Source organism: Mucilaginibacter pallidiroseus (assembly GCF_007846085.1).
Taxonomy (GTDB): domain Bacteria; phylum Bacteroidota; class Bacteroidia; order Sphingobacteriales; family Sphingobacteriaceae; genus Mucilaginibacter; species Mucilaginibacter pallidiroseus.
In genome coordinates, this window is the sequence record NZ_VOEJ01000008.1 from 159,435 (window position 1) to 173,203 (window position 13,769).

Annotated in this window: 7 protein-coding genes; 5 read left to right on the forward strand and 2 right to left on the reverse strand. The window is 44.6% G+C overall.

Features of this window, described 5'->3' with window-relative positions:
• The first annotated feature begins 3 nt into the window (after positions 1–3).
• From FPZ43_RS16285 to FPZ43_RS16305, 5 genes are all read left to right on the forward strand, one after another.
• Complete coding sequence (locus FPZ43_RS16285; RefSeq protein WP_146382994.1) at positions 4–1,827, forward strand: RagB/SusD family nutrient uptake outer membrane protein; 1,824 nt, start codon at positions 4–6, stop codon at positions 1,825–1,827.
• A 79-nt stretch (positions 1,828–1,906) separates the two neighbouring features.
• Positions 1,907–5,476: an FG-GAP-like repeat-containing protein gene (locus tag FPZ43_RS16290; protein WP_146382995.1), complete on the forward strand. Its 3,570-nt coding sequence runs from the start codon at positions 1,907–1,909 to the stop codon at positions 5,474–5,476.
• 17 nt (positions 5,477–5,493) lie between these two features.
• Entirely contained in the window at positions 5,494–6,813 is a 1,320-nt protein-coding gene (locus FPZ43_RS16295; protein ID WP_146382996.1) for a vanadium-dependent haloperoxidase, read from the forward strand.
• Between the two features lie 22 nt (positions 6,814–6,835).
• Entirely contained in the window at positions 6,836–8,386 is a 1,551-nt protein-coding gene (locus FPZ43_RS16300; protein WP_146382997.1) for an FG-GAP repeat domain-containing protein, read from the forward strand.
• A gap of 9 nt (positions 8,387–8,395) precedes the next feature.
• The gene (locus FPZ43_RS16305; protein WP_146382998.1) at positions 8,396–9,952 is read left to right on the forward strand and encodes an FG-GAP repeat domain-containing protein; all 1,557 of its coding nucleotides are present in this window, start codon (positions 8,396–8,398) and stop codon (positions 9,950–9,952) included.
• Positions 9,953–10,066: 114 nt separating this feature from the next.
• Here FPZ43_RS16305 and FPZ43_RS16310 read toward each other — a convergent pair whose 3' ends face one another.
• The gene (locus FPZ43_RS16310) at positions 10,067–10,738 is read right to left on the reverse strand and encodes a PH domain-containing protein (protein ID WP_186461870.1); all 672 of its coding nucleotides are present in this window, start codon (positions 10,736–10,738) and stop codon (positions 10,067–10,069) included.
• A 74-nt stretch (positions 10,739–10,812) separates the two neighbouring features.
• Positions 10,813–13,674, reverse strand: a complete 2,862-nt coding sequence (locus tag FPZ43_RS16315) for a T9SS type B sorting domain-containing protein (protein WP_146383000.1) — start codon at positions 13,672–13,674, stop codon at positions 10,813–10,815.
• Between the last annotated feature and the right edge of the window lie 95 nt (positions 13,675–13,769).

The window sequence follows — 13,769 nt, forward strand, 5'->3', positions numbered from 1 at the left end:
TTCATGAAAAATCTCAAAAATAAACTGATAATTCCCGGAGCTATTTTGTTAGCGCTCTCTGGATATACATCATGTAAAAAATTCCTGGATTTTACTCCGCAAGGATCATTAAATAAAGACGTATTGGCCAATAAAGCAGGTGTTGACGGCTTGCTGATAGGTGCTTACGCTTTGGTTGACGGGGTATTAAATAACGGCCCTGCCGACCCATGGACCTCAACAACCAATAACTGGGTATTTGGCGGTGTTGCCGGTACAGATGCTCACAAAGGTTCAACTCCGGGCGACCAGCCTGGTGCTGCTGCTATCGAAAGCTTTACAGCTACAGGTAACAACGGCTACCTTAACCCAAAATGGTTGGTAATGTACAATGGCGTACAACGCGCAAATGACGTTATCAGGGAATTGCCATTGGTAAAAGATGGTTCTATCACTGCCGACCAGGCAAAGGTTATGGTGGCCGAGGCTCGTTTCCTGCGTGGTTTCTATCACATGGAGTTGGCTAAACTTTGGCGCAACGTACCATACGCTGATGAAACCATCACTTATGATAACGGTAACTATAACGTAGGTAACCCTGGCCCTATCTGGGACAAAATAGCTGCTGATTTTGCAGCAGCCGCGGCAGACCTTCCGGGCACACAGCCGCAAATCGGCCGTGCAAACAAATGGGCAGCTAAAGCTTTCCAGGCAAAGGCGCTTATGTTTGATCATAAGTATCCTGATGCTTATACTATCCTTAAAGATATTATAGCAAACGGTACAAACGCTGCCGGTACAAAGTATGACTTGGGTAAGTTTAACGACAACTTTAACCCGCTTACTAAAAACGGTAAAGAAGCTGTATTTGTGGTGCAATCATCAATTGGTGACGGTGCAAATGGCTTAAATGGTAACGGTGGTGATGTGTTGAACTTCCCATCTGCTGGCCCTGCTACTTGCTGCGGCTTCTACACCCCATCATTCAGCTTGGTTAACGCATTTAAAGTTGACGCTGTTACAGGATTACCGTTGTTTACTACTTATAACAACTCGGATCTTAAAAATGACCAGGGTGTGGCTGCAGGTACTGCATTTACCCCTGCTACTGATGCGGTTGACTCACGTTTAGACTGGACAGTAGGCCGTCGTGGTATTCCGTACCTTGACTGGGGCTTAATGCCGGGTGCATCATGGGCACGTGACCAGGTTAACAGTGGTCCGTACATCCCAATCAAAAACGTATATCGTAAAGCAGATCAGGCAACTACTTCTGATACTTACGGTGGTTGGGCTCCAAACCAGTCAACTGCAGTAAGCTACAACGCTATCCGTTTCTCTGACGTATTGCTATGGGCTGCTGAGTGCGCTGTTGAAGCTGGCGAATTGGCTACTGCCGAAGGTTACGTAAACCGCGTTCGTCAACGTGCTGCAGATCCAACCGGGTGGGTACATACTTATGTTGATGCAAGCAACCCTACAAACGGTTTCACTACTACACCTGCTGCTAATTACAAAGTAGGTTTGTACACAGGTCAGTTTACTTTAAACGGCCGTACTTATGCACGTACAGCAGTTCAGTTTGAGCGCAGGCTTGAATTGGCTATGGAAGGTCACCGTTTCTTTGACTTGCAACGTTGGGATGGCCGCTTTGGTGGCGTTATGGGCGCAGGCTTCATGGCTAATGAGATCAACTCTTACTTAGCTCACGAAAATGCTGTTCCTAACTTCCCTATCGAGTTGATCAAATCTGCCAAATTCATTTCTGGCAAGCACGAGATCTACCCTGTGCCACAAACACAAATCGATATTACCAAAGGTAACATCAAACAAAACGACGGTTATTAATAACCGCCTTTTTATACCAAAAAAGAGGGGGAGAGGTATTCTTCCCCTCTTTTTTATTTTATATTTGTTTTAACTGATTATGAAACCCCTAAGATTACTATTGCCGGTACTTGCCGCTTTGGCAGCGCTTTCGTCATGTAAAAACAAAACCGTTTTCGAGCTTATTCCTTCCTCGCATTCGGGTATTGATTTTAAGAATGAAATTGTAGAGAACGATACCATAAACCCGTTAGATAAACTTAATATTTACAACGGCGGCGGTGTGGGTATTGGCGATTTTAATAATGATGGTTTACAGGATATCTATTTTATTGGTAACGCTGTTTCGAACCGCCTTTATCTTAACAAAGGTAATATGCAATTTAAGGATGTTACCAAACAGGCCGGTGTAGCAGGCAAAGGTGGCTGGGGCAGGGGTGTAACCGTCGTTGATATTAATAACGATGGGTTGCTTGATATTTATGTTTGTAATACGCTCTTACAGGACTCTGTTAAACGCCTTAACCTTTTATACGTTAACCAGGGCGCAGGCAAAGATGGCGTTCCGTCTTTTAAAGAACAGTCTGCCGAGTATGGACTCAATATAAACATACACTCAACCATGGCGTCATTCTTTGATTATGATAACGACGGCGACCTGGATATGTATCTTACCGTAAATGAGGCGCAAAATACCGATAATACAAGCTCTTTCAGGCCGCTTGCTCATGATGGCTCGGCAAAAAGTACGGGCAGGCTTTACCGTAACGATTACAACCCGGCGCTTAAGCATCCGGTTTATACAAACGTATCAAAGGAGGCCGGAATTTTAATTGAAGGTTATGGCCATGCCACAACCATTGTAGATATTAACCGCGATGGATGGAAAGATATTTACGTTACAAACGATTTTTTACCTAATAACATCCTGTATATAAACAACCACGACGGTACATTTACCGATAGGGCACAGGAGTATTTTAAACACACTGCCACCAGCGCTATGGGGCAGGATATTCAAGACATCAACAATGATGGCCTTGCCGACGTATTTGAGCTGGACATGGACCCGGAAGATAACTATCGTAAAAAGATGTTTATGCCCGCCACCTCATACCAGTTGTTTCAAAATTTCGACAGGTATGGCTATCAATACCAATATAATCGCAACACGCTACAGCTTAACCAGGGCCCGCGTCTTGGCCAAAATGACTCGATAGGCGCACCGATATTTGCCGAGATAGGTTTTATGGGCGGCGTTGCCGAAACCGACTGGAGTTGGGGGCCTATGATAACCGATTTTGATAATGACGGTTACAGGGATATAGTGGTTACAAATGGTTACCCCCGCGATGTTACCGACCATGATTTTATCGCTTTCCGTAACGACTCTTATCAGTTGGCAAGTAAAAAGCAGGTGCTTGATCAGATACCTGTAGTTAAGATTCCTAACTATGCTTTCCGCAATACCGGCAAGCTAAAGTTTGAGGATGTATCAAAATTGTGGGGAATGGATATCCCATCATTCTCTAACGGTGCCGCGTATGCCGATTTGGATAACGATGGCACGCTGGATATGGTTATTAATAATATCAACGATGAGCCATTTATTTACCGCAACAACTCGCGTAAGCTGAGCGAAACAGCTAATCACTATCTTCAAATTAAGTTTAAAGGCAGTGCGCAAAATAAAAACGGCATAGGTGCCTGGGCCGACATTTATTACGATGGCGGTAAGCACCAGGTTTATGAAAATACGCCGTTCAGGGGTTATCTCTCAACCATCCAGAATATTGCCCACTTTGGCTTGGGCACGGTTAACAAGCTCGATTCGGTTGTGATAAAATGGCCAGGCGGCAAACAGCAAAAGCTTGTTGACGTGAAGGCCGACCAAACACTCACGGTAGACGTTAATAGCGCCAACCAGGATTATAATTTTGGTGTGCCGGTAGTTAATAAGTCGTCATTATTTACCGAAGTGACACGCGACGCTGGTATCAATTACATACACAAAGACGACGATTTTGCCGATTTTAATATCCAAAAACTTATTCCGCACAAACTGTCGGAATTTGCGCCTGCTATTGCTGTGGGCGATGTTAACGGCGACGGCTTTGATGACATGATTGTCGGCGGCACATCCAAGTATCCTGCACAGTTATTTTTACAACAAGCCAATGGTAAGTTTGTGCAAAAGCCGCTCGCCTCTACATCTGCCGACAAGCGCAAAGATGAAGGCTTATTGTTGTTTGATGCTGATGGCGATGGCGACCTTGACCTTTACGCCGCAAGCGGTGGTTATGAACAGCAGCCCGGCACACCAGCCTATCTGGACAGGTTTTACCTTAATGATGGTAAAGGGAATTTTAAGCAACAGGCTGATGCGTTGCCAACCAACTATACCAGCAAACTATGCGTAAAAGCTGTTGACTATAACAAAGATGGTAAGCTTGATCTGTTTGTATCTGGCAGGGTGCAGCCATGGAGTTACCCTAAACCGGTGTCGAGCATGATTTTGCGCAATGATAGCCAAAACGGAAAAGCCAAGTTTACGGATGTTACTGCAAGTGTTGCAAAGGAACTTAAAGACGTTGGTTTGGTATGCGATGCCTCGTTTACGGATTATGACAACGACGGCTGGCCAGACCTGATCATGACAGGTGAGTGGATGCCGGTTACTGTTTTGAAAAATGATAAAGGCGTATTTAAAAATGTAACATCAACTACAGGTATTGCCAACCAGTTTGGCTTATGGACAACCATCGCCGGCGGAGATTTCGACCACGATGGCGATATAGATTACATAGTTGGCAACAGCGGTACAAATACTTTTTATCGCGCGTCCGAGCAGTATCCCATGTACATAACCGCCAAGGATTTTGATAAGAATGATAGCTATGATGCGTTTCCGTCCCTGTTCTTGAAAGACAAGCAAGGCAAACTGCAGGAGTTTCCGGCACATACGCGGGATGATATTGTGAAGCAGATGATTAGCATGCGTATCAAATTTCAAAACTACAAATCATTTGCTACGGCAACCATGGATAGCGTAATAACCCCTGAGATGCGTAAGGATGCGATAAGGCTCAAAGTAACCGACATGCAGTCGGCTTATATGCGTAATGATGGGCATGGCAAGTTTACGCTTGTGCCACTACCCGTCGAAGCTCAAATATCACAGCTAAATGGTATCGTTATAGATGACTTTGACGGTGATGGCAACCTTGATATCGCCCTGAATGGCAACGATTACGGCACCGAGGTAAGTACCGGCCGCTACGATGCTTTTAACGGGCTTATATTGGAAGGCGACGGCAAAGGTGGCTTTAAACCGATGAGCATTTTGCAGAGCGGCTTGTTTATACCCGGCAATGGTAAAGCATTGGTGAAGTTGCAAAGCGCCAAGGGCGGCTATTTGCTGGCAGCAAGCCAATACCGTGGCCCGCTTAAAGTATTTGGTTTGAAAAAGCCGGTACAAAGCGTAAAGCTGCAACCTTTAGATGCCTATGCAACTGTAAAGTATAAAAACGGAAAATCTGCCAGGCAGGAATTTTATAATGGGCAGTCGTTCTTGTCACAATCCGGCAGATTTTTTAATATTGATCAAACAATGGCCGGTGTAAATATCACAGATAGCAGGGGCCAAAGCCGTAACATACCTTTAAACTAAACTACATAGCCGAACACATGAGATACCTAAAGCTTGCAGCTATGGCCGTTTTTTGCTTATTGCTTTTTAAATGCAGCACTAAGCCAAAAATTAAAATGATTGCAGATGCCGATGTACTGCACCAAAATGTTGATGCGCTAACGCAGGTAATTATTTATGATGCCTTTAGCCCGCCCGTGGCAAGCCGTATTTATGGGTACACTTCATTGGCCGCTTATGAAGCAGTGCGTTTTCAGGATAAACAATATAATTCGATTGCCGGGCAATTACATGGTTTTAAAACCATGCCCGAGCCGCAAAAAGGCAAGCAGTACAATTTTACATTGGCTGCAACAAAGGCTTTTTTTACAGTTGCCCATAAGGTTACGTTTTCTGTAGATACGCTTAAAAAGTATGAGGCTAAAATTTTTAACACGTACCAGGCCAATCTTGACGACAGCACCTTTGCCCGCTCAATGGCTTTTGGCGAGCAGGTTGGTAAAGCTGTACTTGCACGCGCCGGTGCAGATAATTATGCCAAAACGCGCGGTAAGCCCCGGTTTTTGGGAAGCAATGATAACGGCAAATGGCGCCCAACTGCACCCGATTATCTTGACGGTGTGGAGTTTTGCTGGGGCACACAACAAACATTCGTAGTTAAGTCATCTACAGATTTTCCATTGCCGCCACCGCCACCCTACAGCGACGATAAAAACAGCGAGTATTTTAAGCAGGCTGTTGATGTGTACGAGCAAAGCAAAAAGTTAACACCAGAGCAACTGGAAATAGCCAAGTTTTGGGATGATAATCCTTTTGTGATACAACACAACGGGCATACCATGTTTGTAAATAAGAAAATCACCCCCGGCGGTCACTGGATAGGTATTACAGCAATTGCATGTAAGCAAACCAAGGCCGATGCCGTAAAGACTGCGCAGGCTTATGCGCTTACCTCAATTGCGTTATATGATGCCTTTATTTGCGGCTGGCAGGTGAAATACACAACAGAATACATTAGGCCTGTTACCATCATCAATGAGCATATTGATGATAAGTGGCTGCCTTTGCTGCAAACACCGCCTTTTCCTGAATACCCCAGCGGGCATAGTGATATCAGCGCTGCATCGGCTGTGATTTTAACACACCTGTTTGGTGATAATTTTGAATATCAGGATACCAGCGACTTACGCTATATTGGCCTGCAACGACACTTTAAATCATTTATGCAGGCATCTGACGAAACATCAATCAGTCGTTATTATGGCGGCATTCACTTTAAAAACAGTGTAGACCAGGGCGCCGTTCAGGGCAGGCAGATAGGGGAATTTATTTGGAATACATTAAAGCTGAAAAATTAATCGGCAAAAGCACTTTGTTACCATGAAATTGAACAAGCGTTTATTATATACAGGCTGCATTTTATCATCAGTATCATTAATTGCTATAGCCACTTTGCTTGATGGCTGCAAAAGCAATAAGCCAGGCAAAGTCTACAAACTTACAACGGATACCATTGCCGACGGTAAAAACCTGGCACAAATGCATTGCACCAAATGCCACTCGCTTGTACCTGTAGATGCTTTGACGAAAGATGTATGGACAATGCATGCGCTACCTGCAATGGCCAAATATCTTTCCATAGCCACTTACGGGGCCGATTATTACAAGAAAGAGGGCGACACCACTGGTCTTTCTTTACAGGAATGGCAACGTATAGTAAATTACTATAAAACCCTGGCACCAGATACTTTGGCTGCTGCAAAGCCGCCCGTTCCGCTGCAGAACGATTGGGCGGGTTTTGAGCTTAAAAAGTCAAAGCCGACTAGCGAAATAAGTTTCACCACCCTCGCAGCATTTAATCCCGCAAACGGAAAAATTTATACAAGCGATGTAATGGGCAGCGACCTTACCGAATGGGTTAATTATAAGCCCGTTCGTACTGCCAAGTTACCATCCCCGGCGGTGCATGCTAATTTTGGAATCGACAGTGCCGCAGCCGGGCAGTTTATGCTTTCGAGCATAGGCAGGCTGGATAATGTTGATTTCCCTAACGGGCGCATTGTAAAAGCTTATGCTGGTAACGCCGGCATTATAAAAACCAAAGATGAATATACCGAGCTGCCAAGGCCAGTACAAACCCTGAATGCTGATTTTGATAAAGACGGTAAGTCGGAACTGGTTGTACTGGGCCAGGGCCATTTACACGGTGGTGTGTATGTGTTTAAAACCAACGGCGCGGGCGCTTTACAGCAGTTCGCAACGGTATCTGATAAGCCCGGAGCGGTACAAGCCGTAGCCGGCGATTTTAACAGTGATGGCTGGCTGGATATTATGGTATTATATGGTGTAAACGATGAGTCGCTTACGTTGTATCTGAATAATAAAAAAGGAGGCTTTACCGCAAAGGATCTGCTTAGGTTCCCGCCGGTGTCTGGTTCAACAAGTTTTCAGCTTACGGATATCGACCATGATGGACAGCCCGATCTGATCTATACCTGTGGTTATAACTTTCGCGATTCGCGCATCCTGAAACCATACCACGGCATGTATATCTATAAAAATACAGGCAACTTCGACTTTAAGCAGAGTTGGTTTTATCCTATAAATGGTTGTACCAAAGCTATTGCTGCCGATTTTGACCGTGATGGCGACATTGACATTGCCAGCATTGCCTTCTTTGCAGATATGAAAAATAAGCCGGCTGAGGAGTTTATTTACTTCGAGCAAAATGCTGCTATGAAATTTACTCCGCATGCCATACCCGTGAGCCAATACGGCCGCTGGATGACACTTGATGTAAACGATGTAAATAAAGACGGCAAGCCCGATATTATATTAGGCAACTATGCAAGCGGTTTTCTGTTCCAGCCCAACTTTGAACCTGCATGGGATGAGCATATGCCTTTTATTGTGTTGCAAAACAACCACTAAGCGTAATAGATGGAGCGGGAAACTTTGAGCACACGGATTGTAAGGAGTATAAGTTTAGCTATAGGTATTACGGCGGTAACAGCGTTTAGCTTAGTCAGCCTGCAGGGTTGTAAGGATAAAGCCACGCGACTGGCCGAAGAGCGCATTGACGAAGGGCGCGAGCTATCGCAAAAATACTGTAAAAGCTGTCATCAATACCCAAGTCCGGCCTTGCTCGACAAAACTACCTGGCAAAAAGGTGTACTGCCAGCCATGGCGCGGCAACTTGGCTTGCAAAACGAAATGGGTATGCTATATGCCGATAGATCGTCATTACTGTCTGTTGATGACTATAACAAAATTGTAGAGTTTTACAAAATTGAGGCGCCTGATACCTTGGCTTTGCCTAAGCCAAATTCTGTTAAGGATTGGGCTATGTTTGCCGTTGAGCAACCGGCAAAGGTTGATAAGAATGGCTCACCTGCCATGACTACGCTTATCAAATTTAATCCCTTAAATAAGCGCTTGTACTCCGCAGATATGGCTAACAACCTGTTGAGCTGGGATAATAAGCTTAAGTCGGAATTGGTTGCTACCATGCCATCGGCTGTAACTGCGGCAAACTTTTATAAAAATGCAGCGGGTGAAAATGTATTTATGCTTACCTGCATTGGCATACTGCCGCCAAACGATGAGTTGAAGGGATTGATGCAGGAATTGGTTTTGAATGGTAAGAGCTCAAAGCCGCGACAGGTTTTTGATAGTTTACCAAGGCCCGTACAAACCGCGACAGGTGACTTTAACAAAGATGGCCTGGCTGATTATGTTACCTGCGGCTTTGGGAATACCAAAGGCGGTTTGTTTGCCGTAATGCAACAACCGGATGGCAGCTTTAAAAAACAGGTTATACGTGCAGTGCCCGGCGCAATACAGGTAGAGGTTGGCGATTTTAATAACGATGGCTGGCCGGATATTATGTGCCTGTTTGCCCAGGCAGATGAGGGTATTTGGGTTTTCCTAAATAATAAAAAAGGTGGATTTGAAACCCGTAATTTACTTCGCTTCCCGCCGGTGTACGGATCTAATAGCTTTCAATTGGCTGATATTAATAATGACGGTAAAAAGGATATTATTTACACCTGCGGCGATAATAATGATTACTCGAGTGTGTTAAAGCCTTATCACGGGCTGTATATATTTATCAATCAGGATGACCTGTCTTTCAAGCAAACTTACTTTTATCACATCAACGGCGCATCCAAAGCAATGGCTGCCGATTTTGACGGTGATGGCGACCTTGACATTGCCACGATAGCGTTCTTTGCCGATTTTAAGTATCACCCAACGGAAGGATTTATATTAATGGAGCAAACAGCCCCGGGCAAATTTAAGCCGCATGAGTTACCCCTTAACAAATACGGGCGCTGGATAGCCATGGAGGTTGCCGATGTTGACGGCGACGGCGACCAGGATGTAGTGCTTGGCAACTTCTCTGTTTTTGGCGATAAACTTATCAACCAAAAAGGTTACAAGCCCGACTGGGATATGCGCGAGCCCATTATTCTGCTGCGTAATAAAAGCAAATAGCAAGCTTCAGCAACAAACAACAAACCCCGGCTTGGTCATGACAGGCGCGGGGTTTGTTATTTATATCGTAATGGATTGGCACTACGGGAAGCTTAGCCAATCCCATCAGGCCGGCTAAAAATCGCTTAGTAACTCAAGTTTCTTTTGATTGTACTCTTCCTGCGAAATCAAACCGCTTTCGAACAAAGTTTTAAGGCGCTTTAATTTCTCGGTGAGCTCATCCTTTTTAGGTTCCTCTGCAACAACTGGTGCCGGAGCAGGTGCTGGCGGCACGGGTGCAGCCGCCACAGGTTGCTGAATCAAAGGAGCCGATGGCTGGAAAGCTAACTGTGCAGGGTGATCAATCTGCACCGATCCCGATTCGGCACGTTTTTCTTCCAGTTCGCGCTGGCGGCGGGCCTCGCGCTCGGCTTCCTTGCGCTCTTGTGCGTATTGGTAAAGCTTACGGGCCTGTACCTTAGGCAGGTAATCAACCCCCATCTCGGCGCCGTTGGTGGTTTTTACGCTGAACACCGCGCCAATTATTTCTTCTTTCATTACCACGTCAACAATGTCCTTCCAAACAAAGTCAACAAACTTTATAGAAAGGCCCAGGTTGGCCGGGGTAAAAAACAGGATGCGTTTATTGGTAATGGCTATGCAATCCGGAAATAGGTTCACAATAGGCTTTTTCTGTACAGCAATATAAAGTATTTCTTCGCCGCTTGTTAAAAGGTCAACCAGGCGGCTGTAAACTTTTTCAATAGCTTTTGGGTCTTGTTCGTCGCGCAAAAATTTATCCATCATGGTATTTAAAATTTCGGTCGTGTCAAAAGTAATAAATTTTATGCCAGTTATTTTAATTGCGAAAAGGGCGGTACTTACCTAACTAATGTTACCCAGCCTTTACCTAACGCGGGCGAGCCGTCAGGCATAATATACTTAACCATCCAATAATATACGCCTGCGCCGTATTGTACATTGCCGTTGGTACCGTCCCAACCGCGGCGTAGGTCGGTAGTGGTAAAAAGCTGCTGCCCGTTCCGGTCAAATATAGTTAGGCGATAATTTACCGGATTGCTATCCTGGTTGGGCCTGAATATGTCGTTCACGCCGTCGCCGTTAGGCGTAAAGGTGTTAGGGAAGGATACGTCTATACAATCCTCCTGCTTAAGCACAATATTTATCTCATCGAGCACGCATCCGGTTGCATTCAGTACTTTAAATTGGTTATTGCCAACACCAAGGTTGCCAATTTTTTGCCCCACATTGTAAAAGTTGCCGTTATGCGCTATTTGAGTCGCGCCCCTTAAATTGCCCGACTCAACAAAAGTAACGTTACCGGCAAGCGTACAAACAGGGTTTTGTATTTGTACAGTAAGCCCTGGTTTGTTTAATACCTTAAAGTCGGGGACTGTAACGGTTTGCTCTTTATAATCACCACCAGATGATGTAATGGTAAGCATATAATTTCCAGGCAAAAGGTTATTAAAAACGCCTGATGTATTAGTTGCCCCGGCAAGCTTGTAAGTATAGGTATCGGGATGCGAGGCAGTAAGCACGGTTACACTTGCCAGGCCAAAGGCGTCACATTCCGCATCGGTTTTGATTTGAGTTACGGTAATGGGCGGGCAGGTTTGCTGTATCAGTATGAAATCTCGTTCATCAACAATACAACCGGCAGCATTAAGTATAGTAAAATGATGGGTACCTGCTTTTAAATTAGTGAAGGCGCGCGACTGATCAAAAGCCTGCCCGTTGAACCTTATTATATATGTGTTGCTTGTGCCCGGAAACTCAAGCTGTACTTCTCCCGGAAGGTCACAAACAGGGTGTTTGATGGTAACATTAATTGCGGGCTTTGTGATTGTAAAATCGGGCACAGTTACATCCTGCTCTTTACGGTCTCCGCCTGATGATGTAATTACCAGCTTGTATACTCCTGGCGAAATATATCTGAATTCTCCCGTTTGATTAGTTACGTTATTCAGCGTGTAAAAATAGACGTCGGGATGTACTGCGGTATAAACTTTAACGCTCGCCGTTTTAAAAACGTCGCACTCGGCAGCAGTTTCAATTTTCTCGATGGCTATAAAAGGGCAGCTTGCTTCGGCTATCACATAGTCAAGCTCATCTGCAATACAACCTTCGGCAGTTAAAATGGTAAAGTGATAGGTGCCCGTTGATAGTGCGGTAAATTCTTGACCTAAATCATAAGTGGTGCCATCATACTTTATCTTGTAGCCGTTACTTGCACCCGATAGACTGAACTTTATGCTACCTTTCGCGTTGCAAAGCACATCGGTTTTAGTAACATGATATGGGGGTATGCCATACACAGGATCTTTCACCGTTACCGACCGCCCTACCTGCTGACCGCTTGCCGATATAACAAAAAGCTGGTAAAAGCCGGGTTCCACATTGCTAAATAAGCCGGTAGTATTTGTTTGACCGGCGAGCGTATAGGTATAAACTTCCGGCGAGGGTGCGGTGTTTATTTTAACCGTCGACATTTTGAAGGCATCGCATTGTGGCGAAACGTCTACGCTGTTAATTATAATCGGCGGGCAAGGTTGCTGGTCAACAACATATATTTTTTTATAGGCAATACACCCATCCGGCTTAATGATGGTTAATTGATAATCGCCTGCAATTAAATTTTCGAAAGTATGATCGAAGCCATACAACTTGCCCTCAAACTGGATCTTATAACTGGAATTAAATGTACCGGCATCCAATTTAATACTGCCTGTTGTTCCGCATGCTGCGCTAACTATATTGGCTGTAACATTTAACCCGGGCACACTGAAACTAGGCACTACAAATGTTTTTCCATTTGGGCTCTCATTCCCATCGGACCGGACTACAACCTGGTAATTGCCCGGCGATAAGTTATCAAAAATACCTGTAGTATTGGTTTGGCTGCCGTTAAGCTCATAAGTATAGTTTGCGGTGTGTGCAGGCGTTTGTACCGTTACCCGCGCTTTGTTAAACGCATCGCACTTTTGCTCTATTTTTATATCGCCTAACTGTATTACAGAGATGTTACCCACCTCATCTGCACTGCCCGCATCAAAAACTGAGTATGGAAGCTGGCCAATTAATTTAGGCGGCGTTTTGTTTTCCATATCAAGCTCATAAACATCGGTTAACGAGTAGTTGGTTGAGTTGCCGGTAAATGTATATAGTTTTGAAGATCCGTTGATCTTGACTGTAGTTAAACCATATCCTGCGTTATAGGTGGGGTAATCTATAGAACTGCTCTCGGGGTAGTTTAACGAAACTTTAACAATGCCCGGGTATGAGGCCATGTATAATTCATCTTTATAAAATGCCAAATCGCCGGAAGGGCTGTATGGCATCTCGCCCAAAAAAAGCTTGGTGTTCGTTGCCGGGTTATAGGAGTACAGTTCAAGAGAGGAAGCGTAGTACAGGATGCCGTTTTTATCGACTGTAAGTGAGTTACTGGAAAAATCAGCTGTAATAAATTTGCAATTTGTTAAATATGGCGAAGGCCCGTCAACAATATCCGCACTGTACAGCGACCCTGTGGTTCCAAAGTAATAAAGCTGGTTGCCCCGTACCGCGATAGAAAAAAATCCACCCATACTGCAGCCGCCAACCGGAACGGAAGTTAAAATGTTATTTGTTATGGTTACTTTATTAAGCGAGCCATAGCTTGTAGCAACATAAAAAGATTGGGAATAGCTTTTAAGTACGGCGCAAACCGTTAACGCAAACAATAATATTATACGTTTAAATTTAGGGCTTAGGGTTAAAATTAAGGGCAACACAATAGTTCCCTAAATATAGCATTTTACCCGTAATAATAAATTTT

Coding starts and splice junctions, on each gene's coding strand:
- FPZ43_RS16285 (WP_146382994.1), top strand. CDS start 4: ATGAAAAATCTCAAAAATAAACTGATAATTCCCGGAGCTATTTTGTTA.
- FPZ43_RS16310 (WP_186461870.1), bottom strand. CDS start 10,738: ATGATGGATAAATTTTTGCGCGACGAACAAGACCCAAAAGCTATTGAA.
- FPZ43_RS16295 (WP_146382996.1), top strand. CDS start 5,494: ATGAGATACCTAAAGCTTGCAGCTATGGCCGTTTTTTGCTTATTGCTT.
- FPZ43_RS16290 (WP_146382995.1), top strand. CDS start 1,907: ATGAAACCCCTAAGATTACTATTGCCGGTACTTGCCGCTTTGGCAGCG.
- FPZ43_RS16305 (WP_146382998.1), top strand. CDS start 8,396: ATGGAGCGGGAAACTTTGAGCACACGGATTGTAAGGAGTATAAGTTTA.
- FPZ43_RS16300 (WP_146382997.1), top strand. CDS start 6,836: ATGAAATTGAACAAGCGTTTATTATATACAGGCTGCATTTTATCATCA.